The 16,565-nt window shown below is 74.0% G+C and carries 16 protein-coding genes; 9 read left to right on the top strand and 7 right to left on the bottom strand.

Features of this window, described 5'->3' with window-relative positions; all coding sequences use genetic code 11:
• Window positions 1–4 precede the first annotated feature (4 nt).
• Complete coding sequence (locus EKG83_RS37240) at window positions 5–1,213, bottom strand: S8 family peptidase (RefSeq protein ID WP_033428099.1); 1,209 nt, start codon at window positions 1,211–1,213, stop codon at window positions 5–7.
• Window positions 1,214–1,332: 119 nt separating this feature from the next.
• Here EKG83_RS37240 and EKG83_RS37235 point away from each other — a divergent pair, with 119 nt between their 5' ends.
• The 3 genes from EKG83_RS37235 to EKG83_RS37225 all read left to right on the top strand — a co-directional run bounded on the left by EKG83_RS37235 (window position 1,333) and on the right by EKG83_RS37225 (window position 5,152).
• Window positions 1,333–4,056, top strand: coding sequence for a CHAT domain-containing protein (locus EKG83_RS37235; RefSeq protein ID WP_051764522.1), 2,724 nt, complete (start codon window positions 1,333–1,335; stop codon window positions 4,054–4,056).
• Between the two features lie 268 nt (window positions 4,057–4,324).
• The gene (locus EKG83_RS37230; protein ID WP_033428097.1) at window positions 4,325–4,753 is read left to right on the top strand and encodes a nucleoside deaminase; all 429 of its coding nucleotides are present in this window, start codon (window positions 4,325–4,327) and stop codon (window positions 4,751–4,753) included.
• A gap of 57 nt (window positions 4,754–4,810) precedes the next feature.
• Entirely contained in the window at window positions 4,811–5,152 is a 342-nt protein-coding gene (locus EKG83_RS37225; RefSeq protein WP_033428012.1) for a hypothetical protein, read from the top strand.
• Here the strand turns inward: EKG83_RS37225 and EKG83_RS37220 are convergent.
• Both EKG83_RS37220 and EKG83_RS37215 read right to left on the bottom strand, forming a co-directional pair.
• A complete protein-coding gene (locus tag EKG83_RS37220; protein ID WP_170191755.1) occupies window positions 5,149–5,508 on the bottom strand; it encodes an STAS domain-containing protein in 360 nt (119 codons plus the stop codon). The genes EKG83_RS37225 and EKG83_RS37220 overlap by 4 nt on opposite strands.
• Window positions 5,509–5,564: 56 nt before the next feature.
• On the bottom strand, window positions 5,565–6,653 hold the full coding sequence (locus EKG83_RS37215; RefSeq protein WP_033428011.1) for a carboxylate-amine ligase: 1,089 nt from the start codon (window positions 6,651–6,653) through the stop codon (window positions 5,565–5,567).
• Window positions 6,654–6,728: 75 nt separating this feature from the next.
• Between EKG83_RS37215 and EKG83_RS37210 the strand changes: the two genes are divergently transcribed.
• On the top strand, window positions 6,729–7,715 hold the full coding sequence (locus tag EKG83_RS37210; protein WP_033428095.1) for a DNA topoisomerase IB: 987 nt from the start codon (window positions 6,729–6,731) through the stop codon (window positions 7,713–7,715).
• A gap of 392 nt (window positions 7,716–8,107) precedes the next feature.
• On the opposite strand, the gene EKG83_RS37205 is transcribed toward EKG83_RS37210, so the two are convergent.
• The 4 genes from EKG83_RS37205 to EKG83_RS37190 all read right to left on the bottom strand — a co-directional run bounded on the left by EKG83_RS37205 (window position 8,108) and on the right by EKG83_RS37190 (window position 10,743).
• Window positions 8,108–9,031, bottom strand: a complete 924-nt coding sequence (locus EKG83_RS37205; protein WP_033428010.1) for a hypothetical protein — start codon at window positions 9,029–9,031, stop codon at window positions 8,108–8,110.
• Between the two features lie 232 nt (window positions 9,032–9,263).
• The gene (locus EKG83_RS37200) at window positions 9,264–9,623 is read right to left on the bottom strand and encodes a hypothetical protein (protein WP_153278693.1); all 360 of its coding nucleotides are present in this window, start codon (window positions 9,621–9,623) and stop codon (window positions 9,264–9,266) included.
• A 41-nt stretch (window positions 9,624–9,664) separates the two neighbouring features.
• The gene (locus EKG83_RS37195; protein ID WP_033428094.1) at window positions 9,665–10,387 is read right to left on the bottom strand and encodes a SigB/SigF/SigG family RNA polymerase sigma factor; all 723 of its coding nucleotides are present in this window, start codon (window positions 10,385–10,387) and stop codon (window positions 9,665–9,667) included.
• Entirely contained in the window at window positions 10,384–10,743 is a 360-nt protein-coding gene (locus tag EKG83_RS37190) for an ATP-binding protein (protein ID WP_033428008.1), read from the bottom strand. Before EKG83_RS37190 ends, EKG83_RS37195 begins: the two co-directional genes overlap by 4 nt.
• A gap of 208 nt (window positions 10,744–10,951) precedes the next feature.
• Between EKG83_RS37190 and EKG83_RS37185 the strand changes: the two genes are divergently transcribed.
• The 5 genes from EKG83_RS37185 to EKG83_RS37165 are packed head-to-tail and all read left to right on the top strand — an operon-like array spanning window position 10,952 to window position 16,548.
• The gene (locus EKG83_RS37185; protein WP_033428007.1) at window positions 10,952–11,737 is read left to right on the top strand and encodes an ABC transporter ATP-binding protein; all 786 of its coding nucleotides are present in this window, start codon (window positions 10,952–10,954) and stop codon (window positions 11,735–11,737) included.
• Entirely contained in the window at window positions 11,734–12,741 is a 1,008-nt protein-coding gene (locus EKG83_RS37180; RefSeq protein WP_322746617.1) for an ABC transporter ATP-binding protein, read from the top strand. The genes EKG83_RS37185 and EKG83_RS37180 overlap by 4 nt, the downstream gene beginning before the upstream one ends.
• Window positions 12,738–14,567 carry an AMP-dependent synthetase/ligase gene (locus EKG83_RS37175; protein WP_051764519.1) on the top strand — a complete coding sequence of 610 codons (1,830 nt, stop codon included), beginning with the start codon at window positions 12,738–12,740 and terminating at the stop codon, window positions 14,565–14,567. Before EKG83_RS37180 ends, EKG83_RS37175 begins: the two co-directional genes overlap by 4 nt.
• The gene (locus EKG83_RS37170; RefSeq protein WP_033428006.1) at window positions 14,564–15,451 is read left to right on the top strand and encodes a branched-chain amino acid ABC transporter permease; all 888 of its coding nucleotides are present in this window, start codon (window positions 14,564–14,566) and stop codon (window positions 15,449–15,451) included. Before EKG83_RS37175 ends, EKG83_RS37170 begins: the two co-directional genes overlap by 4 nt.
• On the top strand, window positions 15,448–16,548 hold the full coding sequence (locus EKG83_RS37165) for a branched-chain amino acid ABC transporter permease (protein WP_033428005.1): 1,101 nt from the start codon (window positions 15,448–15,450) through the stop codon (window positions 16,546–16,548). The genes EKG83_RS37170 and EKG83_RS37165 overlap by 4 nt, the downstream gene beginning before the upstream one ends.
• Window positions 16,549–16,565: the final 17 nt, after the last annotated feature.

Genomic DNA, 16,565 nt, shown 5'->3' with positions numbered 1-16,565 from the left:
CCGCCTATTCCACGTAGACACCGTAACCGGGGAAGAACTCCGGCTGCCCGGCGATCAGCTGGTCGCGCGCCTGCGCCGCGGTCACCGCGGACTCGGTCATGGTCGCGGCGATCCGGCCCGCCACGTGCGGCGCGGCGAACGAGGTGCCCAGCCAGTAGGCGAACCGGTCGTAGACCTCCTCCGGCTGGCCGGGCAGCACCCACCGGCCCTTGAGGAACGTGCTGGTCCGGTTGCCGACCGCGCACGCGTCCACCCAGTGGCCGTGGTTGGAGTAGCAGGCGGGGGACAGGGTGCCGTCGCGCTCCTGGGCGAGCGCGGCCACCGCCGTCACCCGCGGCAGGGCGGCGGGCCAGCTCGGCCGGGCCGTGCCCTGGTTGCCCGCGGAGGCGACCACCACCACGTCCTCGGGCAGCCGCTCGACGGCCCGGCGGACGGGCTCGGGCGCGACGTCGTCCAGGGTGAAGCAGCCCAGCGAGATGTTGACGACCTGCACGCGCGGCTCGTCGAACGACGACAGCGCCTGCGCGAACTCCTCCTCGGTGCCCAGGCCCACCGGGCTGAGCGCCCGCTCCGGGTCGAACCGCGCGCCCGGCGCGGCCTGCCGCACCACGCCCGCCACGAACGTGCCGTGCCCGCCCTCCAGGGCGAACACGTCGTCGTGGGCGTAGGCGGCGTCCACCTCGTCCGGCCGGGGCAGGAACGCGTCGCGCAGCCACCGCGGGTGGTCGGCCGAGGCGGTCCGCGAGATGCCCGTGTCGAGGATGCCGACGGTCACGCCCTTGCCGAGCCCCTCCCGCTCCACGGCCGGGTCGGCGATCGGGTCGGCCGCGCGCGGCGGCTGGCCGGGGTGGCCGTGCATGTTGCCGCCGTGCCCGAACACCACGTGGTGCGGCTGCACCACCGGCGTGCGCTCGCCGGGCCACTGCGCCGGGTCGCGCAGCAGCCGCACGATCCGGGGCACGTCCTCGGCGTTGGCCGGCGGCAGCAGCAACCTGGTCATGCCGGCGAAGTCCTTGCCGCGCTCGTTGCCGATGTTGTTCTGCGCGAGCTTGCGGGCCACCCGGTCGGTGTCCTGCGGGATCGTCAGGATCTCGCGCGCCACGTAGACGAACTCGCGGCCGCGCTCCGGGTGGAGGCGGAACTCCTTGTGCTCCCTGATCGCTTGCTCGAAGGCCTGGCGGTAGAGCTCCGAACGATCGACTGGTTGGGACACCACGGCCTCACAGGAGTGGGTGGGTAGGGTGGTGTGAGCTTGATCAAGCTACCACAGCGGACCGCGTCGGCACCCTGGGTAATAAGGCCCTGGTGACACGCCGGTAATAAGGTGGTCACGTGGCCGTGGTTACCGCCGCCGCAGCGCTGGAGGCCCGGCAGCGGGATCCGCGCGCGGCCGTCGAGATGGGTCGGTCCGCGTTGCGCGCGGCCCGGTCGGCGGGGGACGCGCGGGAGGCGTCGACCGCCGAGCGCGCGATCGGGCTGTCGCTGCGGGAGCTGCACGACTTCGACGGCGCGCTGCGGCACCTGCGCTCCGCCGTGCGGATCGCCGAGCGGGCCGGTTCGGCGCGGCTGGCGGCGCTGGCGCGGGTCAGCCTGGCGTTCGTGCTGTCCAACACCGGGCGGCACGCGCAGGCGCTGCGCGCGGTCAACGCCGCTCTGGAGGAGCTGGACGGCGGCGACGCCGACATCGCCCGCATGCAGCGCGGCCTGGTGCTGCACTACCTGTGCCGCTACGACGAGGCGCAGCGCGAGTACAACCGCTCCATCGACGCGGCCCGCCGCACCGGCGACAAGCTCGGCGAGGCACGTGCCCGCAACAACCGCGGCCTGCTGCGCGCCTACACCGGCGGCCTGCGCGCGGCCGACGAGGACTTCGACCGGGCCGCCGCGCTCTACCGCGACCTGGGCCTGGAGCTGGCGGTGGCCGACGTGCGGTGGAACGCGGGCATCTCCGCGTCCCGGGCGGGCGACGTGCCGCGGGCGCTGACCATGTTCGCCGAGGCCGAGCGCGAGTACCGGCGGCTGGAGGTGCCGCGCCCGGCGCTGCTGATCAACCGGCTGGAGCTGCTGGTGTCGGTGCCGCTGCTGGAGGAGGCGCGGGCGGCCGCCGACCGGGCGCTGGAGGAACTGGGCGACGACCTGGTGCTGGCCCGCTCCGAGGCCGTGTTCTACCGGGCCCGCATCGCCCTGATGGAGGACGACCTGGACCGGGCCGCGGAGCTGGCGGTGGCCGCGCGGCGCGGGTTCCGGCGCGAGAAGCGCGAGGTGTGGGCGGTGGGCGCGCGGCACCTGGAGCTGCGCGCGGCCTACCTGAGCGGGCGGCGCGACCGGGCACTGGTGACCGCGCTGACCCGGGTCGCGTCCCGGCTGGACGCCCTGGGCAGGCGGATGGCCGCCCTGGAGGCGCGGGTCGACGCGGCGCTGGTGGCCCGCGACCTCGGCGACCGGCGGCGCGCGGTGGCGGAGCTGGCCGTGGCCGGCGCGGCCCGGCGCGGCGCCGGACCCGCGGCGCACCGCGTGCAGGGCTGGTACGCCGAGGCGCTGCGGCGCGACCTGGAGGGCAACGCGCGGGGCGCGCAGAGCGCGCTGCGGCGGGGCCTGCGGCTGCTCGACGAGTACCGGGTGTCGCTGGGCGCGGTCGAGCTGCGGGCGCTCAGCGGCGCGCAGGGCAAGGCGCTGGCGCTGGAGGGCCTGCGGTCGGCGGTGGCGTCCGGGCACGCCGCGCGGGTGCTGTCGTGGGCCGAGGCGTGGCGGGCGGGCGCCCTGCGGATGACGCCCGCCCGGCCGCCGGAGGACTCCGGCCTGGCCGACGCGCTGGCCGAGCTGCGCGCGGTGACCGCCGACCTGGAGGCCGCGCTGCTGGCGGGCAAGCCCGTGGCGGCCCTGCGGCAGCGGCGGGTGCGCGGCGAGCAGCGGGTGCGCGACCTGACCAGGCAGGCCAGCGGCGGCGGCGCGGTGTTCGAGCCCTCCGCCGTGCGCGACCTGGCCGCCGCCCTCGGCTCGTCGGCGCTCGTGGAGTACATCGACTACGACGGCGCGCTGCTGGCCGTGGTCGTCGCCGGCGGCCGCACCTCCCTGCACCACCTCGGCCCGCTCGACGGCGCGCTGCGCGAGGTCCGGCTGCTGCGCTTCGCCCTGCACCGCCTGGTCACCCTGCCCGAGCACCTGGACCGGACGGCCGTGCGCGCCGGCGCCGACCACGCCGCCGGCCTGCTGGAGGCCCGGCTGCTCGCCCCCCTGCGCCGCCGCCTCGACTCCCGCCCCCTGGTCCTGGCACCCACCGGCCTGCTCGGCGGCCTGCCGTGGTCGGCGCTGCCGGGCTTCCGGGGCCGGTCCGTCGTGGTCGCCCCCTCCGCCACCGTCTGGCTGCGCGCCCACACCGCACCCGCCCCCGCTTCCCCGCCCACCCCCACCTCCCCACCGCCCGCCTCTCCCGGCCGCCAGGCCCCTTCCCCTTCCGCCCTCCCCACTCCTCCCTCTTCCCCACCCCCTTCCCCTCCCGCTTCCGGTCGGGTGGTCCTGGCGGCCGGCCCGAGGCTGCCCGCCGCCCCCGCCGAGATCACCGCCATCACCCCCCTGACCGGTGCGGCGTCCGTGCTGGTGGGCGCCGACGCCACGGTCGACGCGGTGGCCGCGGCCATGGACGGCGCGTCCCTGGCCCACATCGCCGCGCACGGCTCGTTCCGCGCCGACAACCCGCTGTTCTCCGCCCTGGAACTGGCCGACGGCCCGCTCACCGTCTACGACCTGGAACAACTCCGCACCCCACCCGCCCGGGTGGTGCTGTCCGCCTGCGACTCGGGCCTGTCGGCGGTGCGCCCCGGCGACGAGCTGATGGGCTTCACCGCCGCCCTCCTGGGCCTGGGCACCCGCACCCTGATCGCCCCGGTGGTCCCCGTCCCCGCCGAGGTGACCACCCCGCTCATGGTCGACCTGCACCGCCACCTGGGCGCCGGCGACCCACCGGCCGTGGCCCTGGCCCGCGCCCAGGAAGCCCACCGCGAAGCCGGCGACGCCGCCTTCGCCGCCGCCGCCGGCTTCCTCTGCTACGGCGCCTGACCCCCGCGTGTCCTCCACCCCGACACCGCGTGTCCTCCACTCGGACACCGCGAGCCGACCGCTCAACACCCGAACGTCGAACTCGGGGGTCCCGAAGGTTCGACACGCGGGGTCCGGAGGTTCGACTCGCGCGAGTCGAACGTCCCGGACCGTCGTGTCGAACGTTCAGACCCCCTGAGTTCCACGTTCGGGTCGGGTGGGCACGGGGGTTTGGCCGAGGGGCGAGGGGGAGCGGCCGGAGTAGGTTGGCCGCGTGGACGCACGCGAGATGCTGGCCGTGGCGGTGGCGGAAGCCCGCGCGGGCCTGGCCGAGGGCGGCATACCGATCGGCGCGGCGCTGTTCTCCGCCGACGGCGGGCTGCTGGGGCGCGGGCACAACCGCCGGGTCCAGGACGGCGACGCCTCCACCCACGCCGAGACCGCCGCGTTCCGCGACGCCGGCCGCCGGCCGGGCTACCGCGACACGGTCATGGTCACCACGCTGTCACCCTGCTGGTACTGCAGCGGCCTGGTCCGCCAGTTCGGGATACCCCACGTGGTGATCGGCGAGGCCCGGACGTTCCACGGCGGTCACGACTGGCTGGCCGAGCACGGCGTGCGCATCACGCTGCTCGACGACCCGGGGTGCGCGGGGATGATGGCGGAGTTCATCGCGGCCAGGCCCGAGCTGTGGTTCGAGGACATCGGCCAGAATTAATGCGGGCGTGGCGCGCGGACATGATCTCGTCACGGAGCGTCGTCACCATCGACGGGCATGGAACAGTGGCACGTCGGTGACTGCCTGGTGCTGGACGAGGGCGCGATGGCCGTGGAGGTGCCCGCCAGCTGGGGCGCGGAGGTGAGCCACCAGCTGCGCTCCGCCGGGCCGCTCGGCCCGATCCTCGCCATCCCCGGCCCGCGGCTGCGGTGGCTGTTCCTGGTCCGGCCGGAGCCCGACCCGGAACCGCCGCACGTCCTGCCCCCGGACGTGCGCTACTGGCGGGGCCCCGGCCGCGTCCCGGCCAGGGAGTCCCGCTGGGTGGTGGCCCCGGCGGGCGCACTGCCCCCGGTGGGGGCGGTGCGCTGCGCCATCAGGACCGTCCGCCGGTTCCGCTAGAACCGACCCAGTGCCTCGTCGAGCGACTCGACCACGGTGAAGACCGAGTCCAGCCCGGTCGCCTGGATGGGGCGCAGGGTCGCCCGGCTCGTGGCCACGAGCAGCAGCGACACGCCCAGCGAGGACGCCCGCTGGTTGCCCACGACCAGCGCCTCCAGGCCGGCCGAGCCCAGGAACCGCACTCCGCCGAGGTCGACGACCACCCCTCGCACGTTCTCGACCAGGTGCTCCTTCAGCGGCCTGGCCAGCTCGTCCGCGCTGCTGGTGTCCAACTCGCCGGACACGTGCAGCACCACCACGCCGTCCGCCGGTCGGTCGACCCGCACGGAAGCGAGCGTCGCCGCGGGTTCTGGCACGCCCGTTCTCCTCTCGTTCACCGCCGCCGGGTGCGGCGCGTACTCCACGGTAGTCCTCAACGGGCGTCGTCGACCGTCTCGGCCACCACCAGGTCAACCAGCTCACGGGCATCGGGCGAGGCGCCGAACGCCCGCCGCTGCCTGGCGGCGCCGCTGCCGTGCCCGCGCAACCACTCCAGGTGCCCCTCCACGGTGCCCAGCGCGTCCGCGTCGCGCAACGCGGGGGCGCACCACCGCGCCAGTTCCAGGGCCAGTTCGCGCGCCGGCGCCAGGTGACCGTTCCGCGGGTCCACGGCCAACCCGTCCACGCCGTCGCGCGAGGCACGCCAGTAGGCGGCGCGCAGCAGCAGTTCGTCCACCGGCTCGGCGTCGTCCGACTCGGCGGCGGTGCGGGCGAAAGCCCTGATCAGCTCGGCGATGACCACGGCCTCGCGGGCGGTCAGCGGTACGTCGGTCACCCGCACCTCCACCGTCGGGTGGTTCGCGGACGGCCGGACGTCCCAGTAGACCATGCCGCTGTCCAGCAGCACCTCGGTGGCCTCCAGCGCCGCCACCACCCGGTCGTACTCCTCGGCCGACGCCAGGTGCGGCGGGGGACCGCTGATCGGCCAGCGCGACCACACGATCGAGCGCCAGCTCGCGTACCCGGTGTCCTCGGCCTGCTCGATCGGCGAGTTCGCGCTCAGCGCCAGCAGCGTCGGCAGCCACGGCCGCAGCGCGTTGGAGATCCGCACCGCCGTGTCCCGGTCCGGCACGCCCACGTGGACGTGCATGCCGCACACCCCGGAGCCGCCGATCATCTTGCGGTGGGAGTACTCCATCAGCCGGTAGCGGCGGTCGTCCGTGCCCGGCGGCGGACCCGCCGTGCCGATCGGCGGCACCGACGACGCCATCAGCCGGCACCCCGCCGCGTGCGCGGCCTTGGCCAGGTGCGTGCGACCGAGCAGGACCTGCTCGAACAGCTCGTCGGTGGACTCGCACACCGGCGTGGCCACCTCGATCTGGAACGGCGTCAGCTCGCGCTGCACGTCGAGCACCGCCCCGGCGTGCTGCTGGACCGACTCGGCCAACGGGACGGGACGGCGCGATTCGGGGTCGACGAGCAGGAACTCCTGCTCGACCCCGACGGTCCACGGCTGCCTCATGCCCGCACCCATACCCGATCGGCGCATGATCCAATCATCGTGTTTGGCCGACTTTTGCGCGGGAACCTGCGCGGGGTGAGACTCCGGCGCAGCGACCCGAACGGCCCCGGCTGGCACCGCCGGGCGCGGGGACGCGGTTTCAGCTACACCGACGCCGACGGCGCGCCCCTCGACGCGGAGTCGGTCGAGCGGGTCAAGGCGCTCGTCATCCCGCCGGCCTGGCGCGACGTGTGGGTGTGCCCACACCCCAACGGGCACATCCAGGCGGTCGGCACCGACTCCGCCGGGCGGCGGCAGTACCTCTACCACGAGCGGTGGCGGCAGGACCGGGACGAGGAGAAGCACGAGCGGGTGCTGGACCTGGCGCCGTCGCTGCCGGCGTTCCGGGCGGAGGTCCAGCGCGAGCTGGAGGCCGGCGGCCGCTCGCGGCGCAAGGTGCTGGCGGTGGCGCTCAGCGTGCTGGACAAGGGCGTGTTCCGGGTCGGCGGCGAGACGTACGTGACGGACAACGGGACGCACGGCGTGGCGACGCTGCTGTGCTCGCACGTGGCGGTGCGGCGGTCCGGGGTGGATTTCTGCTACCCGGCCAAGGGCGGGATCGAGTTCACCACCGAGGTGGAGGACCCGGTGCTGGCGCGGGCGGTGCGGTCGCTGCTGCGGGGGCGGACCGGGAGCGGCGAGCGGCTGCTGGTCGACGAGGGCGGGGGCGAGGTCTCGTCGGACGACATCAACGAGCGGTTCAAGGAGCTGGTCGGGGGCGAGTACTCGGTGAAGGACCTGCGGACGTGGCACGCGACGGTGCTCGCGGCGGCGGCGTTCGCGCGGGAGGGGGTGCCGGGGACGAAGACCGCGGCGAAGCGGGTGGAGGCGGGGGTGATGCGGGAGGTGTCGGAGCACCTGGGGAACACGCCGGCGGTGGCCCGGAAGTCCTACGTCGACCCGCGGGTGGTGGAGCTGTGGCGGGGCGGCGTGGTGATCAGGCCGAAGTCGGCTGATCGTGAGACAGTGGAGAAGGCTGTGTGGTCGCTGTTGCGGCGGAAGAAGAAGCGGAAGAAGGGGTAGTGGGGCGGGCCGTGGACACGATCGGGTGATCATCGGCTGGATGTGTACGTAAACGGGGGGTTCGCGACTCGGTTGAGTATGAGGAACCGCGCGAACCACTGGACTTGGGATGGACCGGGCTCGGCAGGCTTGGGCTGGGTGGGCTCGGGCTGGGTGGGCTTGGTCGGCTTCGGCTCGGTGCGCTTCGGCTTGGTCGGGGCGGTGGCTGGGGGAGTGGGGAGCCGGGTGGGATGCCTGCAAGGGGTTGCCCCGCCCGGGGATGGTGATCAGCCTGCGGGGTAAGCCGAGGCCGGGCGGGGCTGGGGCCGAAGCTGGGTGGAGTTGGGCAAGCTGGGGCTGGCTGGGGCCTGGTGTCCGGCAGCCCCGGAGCCTTGGCACCGGGGCAGGTTGGATCAGGACTTGAGCAGTGCCCCGACGTCCTCGTGCAGCCGGACCGCCCCGCCGACCAGCGTGATGTCCGCCCCGCAGGCGACCGCCTGCAGCGGCAGGAGTTCGTCGGCCCGGTGCTCGCCCACCATGCGGTCGCCGACCAGGGTGTCGGTCAGCAGCAGGGTGTCGACGTCGCCCCGCTCCAGCGCCCGGGACACCGCGTCCAGGCCGTGGACCGCGCGGCCGGTCAGGCGGGTGGACTCGTCGCGGAAGCGCTCGACCACGGCGCGTCGGGCGTCCTGGTTGGCGCGGCCGGCCAGGTGGAGCACCGCGCGGTCCGGTGGGCCCTCGACCTCGACCACCAGGTGGTGGTAGCGGCTCGGCAGCGCCACTCGCAGCGAGCGCCGGCCGGCCAGGGGGCCGGCCAGGACCAGCAGAGGGGCGCCGAGGCGGTCCACCAGGGCGGTCGCCTCCTGGGCTACGTCGGCGAGTTCGTTCGCGTCCAGGCGGCGGTCCGGGCGGCGGGCGCCGACGGTCGCCACGGCCACCGGGCGGCCGCTGGGGTCCACGCCGCGCAGGTCCGCGCCGTGTTCGCTGACCTGCACGACCACGTGCGGTAGCAGGGGTTCGGACAGGTCCACCAGTGGCAGGACGTAGGGCAGGACGCCGTAGCGCGCTGTGTAGCCGGTCGGGGGGACCGGCACGAACCGGTCCACCAGCACGCGTCCGCCGCCCACCACCAGGCTGCGGCTGGCCATGCCGCGTGGGGTCACGCTGCCGGTGATCGCGTTGTGCGCCAACGCGACCAGGTACGGGTCGGCGGCCTGGGCCTGCAGTTGGTCCCGCATCGCGCGCCAGCGCAGTTCGACGTGGTCGCCCACGTCCAGGAACACGGAGACGAACGGCCCGTCGATCCCGACCACGTTCTGCAGACTCGCCGTGTGCATGGGTCCTCCCGGTTCGGGTCAACCGTCAAGTACCCGGAAGTGGGGTTCGGCAACCGCTGAATCGGGTGGTCAGGCGACTGGGAGAGCTGATGGTGGGAGGGAGTGCCGGAAGGGGGAAGCGAGGGCGTGGGAAGGTGCCGTGCGGGTGAACCACTGGGGCGCAGAACCGCGTCGGCGCAGAACCGCGTCGAGTGAACCGCCGGGGCGGAACCGCGCCGGGCCGGCCCACCGGTCAGGGGTGGCGTCGGGCCGTTCGGGAGCGTTGTTCGCACCACGCGCAGCTCACGGCGACCGCCACCGACGCGAAACCGATCAGCAGGTGCACGCCGTTGCCGATCAGGCCCGCGTCCATCGCCCCGCCGCCCTCGCCGGCGCCGAACGCGAACACCACCAGGAAGACCACGGCCATCAGCGACCCCATGGGCCGGGATGCGCGCATGCTCGCCGCGGAGGCCGCCACGAGCGCGCCCGTCACCAGGTGCAGCACCCCCAGCGGCGTCCGGCCGACCACGAGGTCGACCACGCCCCACACCGCGAGCACCGCACCCAACCCGAGGGCCGACCGCTGCGGCCAGCACAGGCTCGCCACCACCGCGACCAACTCCCCTCGAAGAAGACCTGCAGAAGCAGACCTCAATCGTCGAGCAGGTCGCGCAGTCGCGCCAGCGACCTGCTCAACAACCGCGACACGTGCATCTGCGAGATCCCCACCGTGTCGGCGATCTGGCTCTGCGTCATGTTCTGGTAGAACCGCAGCACCACGATCCGCCGCTCGCGCTTGGGCAGGCCGCGCAGCATCGGGTCCAGGGCGTGCTGCAGCTCCACGACCTCCAGCGCCGGGTCGTCGGCCGCCGGGCCGCCGGAGTTGGCCAGTTCCTCGTCCAGCGACAGCAGGTGGTGCGCGGACGCCGCGTGCAGGCCCTCGTACACCTCGTCCAGCGGTACGCCCAGGTACCGCGCGACCTCGCTCGGCTTGGGCGTGCGCCCCGACCGCCGGGCCAGCTCGACCCGGGCGCCGTCGATCGCGGTGCACAGCTCCTTCAACCTGCGCGGCACGCGGACCGCCCAGCCCTGGTCCCGCAGGTACCGCCGCACCTCGCCGGTGATCGTGGGCACGGCGAACGCCAGGAAGTCGATCCCGCGCGACGGGTCGAACCGGTCCACCGCGTTGATCAGCCCGACCGCGGCCACCTGCCGCAGGTCCTCCACGGACTCGCCGCGCTCGGCGAACCGGTCGGCGATGTGCCTGGCCATCGGCAGGTGCTCGGTGACCAGCCGGTCGCGCAGCTCCTGGTGCCGGAGCCCGTCGGACGCCGCCATCTCGTGGAACAACGGCTGGTAGTCGACAGCGTTCATGCCCGGCACCTCAGTTCGACCCGCAAGTGGCCGTCTCCCTCCACCCAGGTGGCCACCGCGTCGGTCACGGAACTGACGACCCGCCAGTACAACGAGTCGTGCCCGGGCACGGTGACGGCCGATGACCGGACCTGTGCGCGAAACCGAACCGAATCACCTTCACGGGCGAACCGGCACAGCAGCTGGGCACCGGCCCGGGCGCGCGCGATGAGCGCCGTGCACGCCTCGTCCACGGCGATCACCAGGTCGATCGCGAGGTCGGGCGTGGACCGGGCCACCGCCTTCGCGACCACGCGGACCGTCGACAGGTGCGCTGGCCGCGCCGCCACCCTCAGTTCCACCTCGCGGCCGTCCATGAGTGGCGAACGCTCCTCTCGCTCCAGGTGTCGGAGGGCATACCCGGCTGCCAGGGCCGTTACACCGGTCCACACAGGACTGAGCAACAGAATCGTGAAAGCCGAACAGCGCGTGGGAGGGTTCATCACGGTTTGCGAACAGCGGTAGGTAATGCTGTGATCGGGGCCATACTGGCCGCCTCCCCCGCCCAACCACACGGAGGCGCCGGTGCTGGAGGCGAACAACCTCGAAGTGGTCTACGACGACGTGATGCTCGTGCTCCGCGGCGTCAGCCTGAAGATCCCCGAGGGGCGCGTGGTCGCCCTGCTCGGGGCGAACGGAGCCGGCAAGACCACGCTGCTCCGCGCCCTGTCCGGCCTGCTCGGCGTGCACGACGGCAAGGTCACCCGCGGCCGGGTGACGCTGGACGGCGAGCCGATCCACCGCGCACCGCCCGCCCGGATCGCCGCGCTGGGCGTGAAGCAGGCGCTGGAGGGCAGGCGCATCCTGGGCGAGCTGACCGTCGAGGAGAACCTGCGCGTCGGCGGCCACACCGCGCCGCGCGCGGTCAAGCGCAACCTGGAGCGCATGTACGAGCTGTTCCCGCGGCTGCGGGAGCGGCGCGCGCAGAGCGCCGGGTACCTGTCCGGCGGTGAGCAGCAGATGTTGTCGATCGGCCGGGCGCTCATGTCCGAGCCCCGCTACCTGCTGCTGGACGAGCCGAGCCTGGGCCTGGCCCCGCTGGTGGTCCGGCAGATCCGGGACCTGGTGGTGAGGATCAACGCCGACGGCACGACCGTGCTGCTGGTCGAGCAGAACGCGACCATGGCGCTGTCCATCGCCGACCACGGCTACGTGCTGGAGACCGGCAAGGTCGTGATGGACTCGCCCGCCGCCGCGCTGCTGGCCGACGAGGACGTGCGCGAGTTCTACCTGGGCCTGCGCGGCGAGGGCGCCACGCGCTCCTTCCGCGACGTCAAGCACTACAAGAGGCGGAAGCGGTGGTTGTCGTGACGCGCCCGGTGCTGGAGTTCCGGGACGTGACGCTGTCCTTCAGCGGCGTCACCGCCGTGGACGGGGTCTCGTTCCACGTCGACGCGGGCGAGCTGTTCGCGATCATCGGGCCCAACGGCGCGGGCAAGACGTCGATCTTCAACGTGCTCTCCGGCGTCTACCGGCCGCAGACGGGCTCGGTGCGGTTCGAGGGGCGCGACTTGGTGGGCGTGCGGCCGCACCGGATCGCCGCGATGGGCATCGCCCGCACCTTCCAGAACATCGAGCTGTTCGCCCACCTGACCGTGGTGGAGAACCTGATGCTCGGCCGCCACAACCACATGCGCTACGGCGCGCTGTCGGCGTTCGCCTGGGTCGGCCGGGCGCGGCGCGAGGAGCTGGCCAACCGGGCGGCCGTGGAGGAGGTGGTGGACCTGCTGGAGCTGGCGCCGTGGCGGCGGATGCCGGTGGGGCTGCTGCCCTACGGCGTGCAGAAGCGGGTGGAGCTGGGGCGGGCGCTGGCCATGGAGCCGAGGGTGCTGCTGCTGGACGAGCCGGTTGCGGGCATGAACGCCGAGGAGACCGAGGACATGGCGCGGTTCGTGCTGGACGTCCGGGAGGAGCTGGGCGTCGCGATCGTCATGGTCGAGCACGACATGGGGCTGGTGATGGACCTGGCCGACCGGGTGCTGGTGCTGGACTTCGGCCGGCCGATCCGCACCGGCACGCCCGCCGAGGTGCAGCGGGACCCGGACGTGGTCCGCGCCTACCTCGGCGAGGCCCACCGCGTGGAGGAGCACGACGGGGGCGGGGCCGCGGGCGACCGGGCGGGTGGCGGTGCGGCCGGCGGGGACGGCGCCGGCGGGGACGCGGCCGGCGAAGGCAGGGCTGCCGGCGGGGACGCGGCCGGTGGGGAGCGGGCCGGTGATCGGGCTGCCGGTGATCGGGCTGCCGGTGATCGCGCCGCGGCCGGAGCGGCCGGGAAGACCAGCCCGACCGGCGGCACCGCGGGAGGTGCCGCGTGATCACCACCCTCGCCACCCGCGTGCGCGACCGCGCGTCGGCCACCCCGGACGCCGTCGCCCTGCGCGCCAAGCACCTCGGCATCTGGCGCGAGGTCACCTGGTCGGACTACTGGGAGCGGGCGCGGCTGGTCGGCCACGCCCTGCTCGCCCTGGGCGTCGACCCCGGCGACCGGGTCGCCGTCCACGCCGAGAACCGCCGCGAGTGGCTGTACGCGGACGTCGGCGCGGTGGCCGTGCGGGCGATCACCGTCGGCCTCTACCCGACGAGCCCGGAGAGCGAGGTCGCCTACCTGCTGTCCCACTCGGGCGCCCGCGTGCTCGTCGCCGAGGACCAGGAGCAGGTCGACAAGGTGCTGGCCGTGGTGGACGCGCTGCCCGACCTGGAGCACGTCGTCTACCTGGAGCCGCGCGGCATCCGGAACCGCTACGCCGACCCCCGGCTGATGTCGTGGGACGAGTTCCTGGAGCTGGGTGCCCGGCACCGCGAGGGCGACCCGGACGCGGTCGAGCGGCGGATGCGCGCGGCCGAGCCGGAGGACCCGCAGACCCTGGTCTACACCTCCGGCACCACCGGGCCGCCCAAGGGCGCCGTGCTGACCGCGGCCAACGTCGAGTTCGCGCTCACCTCCGCCATCCGGCCGGGCGAGGGCGCCGACGGGGCGTCGCCGCGCGACGTCACCCTGTCCTACCTGCCGCTGTGCCACGTCGCCGAGCGCGTCTTCACCACCTGGCTCAACGCGGCCGCGGGCGTGCGGGTGCACTTCGCCGAGTCCGTCGAGACCGTGCCCGCCAACCTGCGCGAGGTGCAGCCGACGATCCTGTTCGGGGTGCCGCGCACCTGGGAGAAGGTGCTGGCGGGCGTCACCGTCGGCACCTCCAACGCGTCCCCGCTCAAGCGCCTGACCACGCGGTTCTGGCTGCGCGTCGCCGACCGGGTCGGCGCGGAGCTGGTGCGCAACGGCGGCCGGCACACGCCCTCGACCCGGCTGCGGTACGCCCTGGGCTGGGTGTTCTGCTACCGGGCGCTCAAGACCCGGGTCGGGATGCGGCACGTCCGCTACGCCGCGTCCGGCGCCGCGCCGATCGCGCCGGAGGTGCTGCGGTTCTTCATGGGCATCGGCGTGCCCGTGCACGAGGTGTACGGGATGACCGAGAGCAGCGGCATCGCCACCGGCAACCGGCCCGGCCGGGTCCGGCTCGGCACGGTCGGCGAGCCCCGCGGCGACGTGGAGCTGCGGATCGCCGACGACGGCGAGGTCCAGACCCGCCACGCGGGCGTGTTCGCCGGCTACTGGCGGGACGAGGAGGCCACCCGCCGGGTGCTCACCGACGACGGGTGGCTGCGCACCGGCGACGTGGGCGAGTGGGTCGACGGCACGCACCTGCGCATCACCGACCGGATGAAGGACATCATCATCACCGCGGGCGGCAAGAACGTGGCGCCGTCGGAGATCGAGAACGCGCTGAAGACCTCCCCGTACGTCAAGGAGGCCGTGGTGCTGGGCGACCGGCGCCCGTACCTGGTGGCGCTGATCGGCATCGAGCCCGACACCGTCGGCCACTGGGCCGCGCGGCGCGGCATCACCTACACCACCTACCGCGACCTGACCGCCAAGGACAAGGTGCGCGAGCTGGTGGGCGGGGTGGTGCGCGAGGTCAACGAGCGGTTCGCCCGGGTCGAGCAGGTGAAGGAGTTCCGCTTGCTGCCCAAGGAGCTCGACCACGCCGACGGCGAGCTGACCGCCACGCAGAAGGTCAAGCGCTCGGCGCTGGCCGAGGCCCACGGCGCGCTGGTGGAGGACATGTACCCCGGGGGGCGGTCTTGAGCGAGTTCCTGCAGTCGCTGGTCCGGGGCCTGGGCACCGGGTCGGTCTACGCCCTGCTCGCGCTGGGCTTCGTGATCATCCACAAGTCGACGCGGGTGATCAGCTTCGCGCAGCCCGCGTTCATGCTGGCCGGCGCGGTGCTGGTCGCGCACCTCGCCCCGGACGTCGGGTTCTTCCTGGCCGTGCCGGTGGCGGCGGTGGTGATCGCGGCGCTGGCGCTGGGCGTGGAGCGGACCGTGCTGCGGCCCATGATCGGCAGGCCCGCGTTCGTGGTCGCGATCATCACCATCGGCGTGGACGTGGTGGTGCGGGTGGTGACCAACGCGTTCATCGGGCTGGACGTGCTGCCGGTGGGCGACCCGTGGGGCCTGGCCACGGTGTCGCTGCTCGGCGTGGAGGTGCAGCAGCGGTACCTGGTGATGCTCGCGACGACGGTGGTCGTGGTGGTCGGGCTGTTCGCGTTCTTCCGGTTCTCCCGCACGGGCCTGGCCATGCGGGCGGTCGCGCACGACCAGGAGGTCGCGCTGGCCCAGGGCATCCGGGTCGGGTCGGTGTTCGCGCTGTCGTGGGCGCTCGCGGGCGGCCTGGCGGCGCTGGCCGGGGTGTTCGTGGCCACCGGCGCGGGCGTGGACCAGCAGCTGTGGGTGGTGGCCCTCAAGGCGCTGCCCGCGGTCATCCTCGGCGGCCTGGACTCGCTGGGCGGCGCGGTCGTCGGCGGGCTCGCGGTCGGCGTCGTGGAGTCGCTGGTGGGCACCTACCAGGGCGACGTCGCGCCGTGGCTCGGACCGAACTTCGCGCTGGTCGCGCCGTACGCGCTGATGCTGGTCGTGCTCCTGGTGCGACCGCACGGCCTGTTCGGCGCCAGGGAGGTGGAGCGGCTGTGAGGGGTCGTCCGGAGCTTTACACGTCCTACGCGCAGGACAGCGCTTTCCTGAACACGCGGCCCAAGCGGGTCGGGACCGGCGCGCTGGTGCTGTTCGCGGCGCTGGTGCCGTTCCTGGTCACCGACGACCTGCTGGTGCTGCTGGCCACCGGGTTCGTCGCGGCCATCGGCGCGATCGGGCTCAACATCGTCACCGGGTACGCGGGGCAGGTGTCGCTGGGGCACGCGTTCTTCCTGGCCATCGGCGCCTACACCGGCGCGGCGCTGTCGGGCGACCCGGACGGCCGGGTGCTCGGGTTCGGCGTGACGTCGCTGCCGGTGTGGCTGCTCGCCTCCGGCCTGGTCGCCGGGCTGGCCGGGCTGCTGGTGGCGCCGCTGGCGGTGCGGCTGCGCGGGCTGTACCTGGCGATCGTCACGCTCGGGCTGGTGTTCCTGGGCGAGCACGTGTTCCGCGAGTGGACGTCGCTGACCGGCGGGCCGGGCATCGGGCGGCCCGCGGCGGTGCCCGAGCTGTTCGGGGTGCGGCTGGACCGGGCGTCGGCGCTGTTCACCGCGCCGCAGCAGCTCTACCTGCTGATGCTCGTGCTGCTGGTGCTGTTCGGCGTGCTCGCGCGGAACCTCGTGCGGTCGCGGGTCGGGCGGGCGTTCGCGGCGGTGCGGGACCGGGACCTCGCCGCGGCGGTCATCGGCGTCGACCCGACCCGGTACAAGGCGCTGGCGTTCGCGGTGTCCTCGTTCTACGCCGGGGTGGCGGGCTCGCTGCTGTTCGTGGTCAACGGGTTCTTCGACCCCGGCTCGTTCGGGCTGCTGCTGTCGGTGCAGTACATCGCCATGGTGCTCATCGGGGGCGCGGGCACGATCTCCGGGGCGGTCATGGGCGCCCTGTTCATCACGCTGCTGCCGCGCATCACCCGGGAGCTGCCCGGGGTGCTGCCGTTCATCAGCGCCGAGCCGACCGGCGCGGTGACCGTGTTCCAGGTCGAGGCGGTGCTCTACGGGCTGCTGATCGTGGTGTTCCTGATCGTCGAGCCGCGCGGCCTGTTCGGGATTTGGGTGCGCGTCCGCAACTACTGGCGCACCTGGCCTTTCTCGTACTGATCTCTCGCGTGTGAAGG

The organism is Saccharothrix syringae (assembly GCF_009498035.1).
Classification (GTDB): domain Bacteria; phylum Actinomycetota; class Actinomycetes; order Mycobacteriales; family Pseudonocardiaceae; genus Actinosynnema; species Actinosynnema syringae.
Note: the sequence above shows the minus strand (reverse complement) of the source record. Positions and strands in the feature narration are given on the sequence as shown.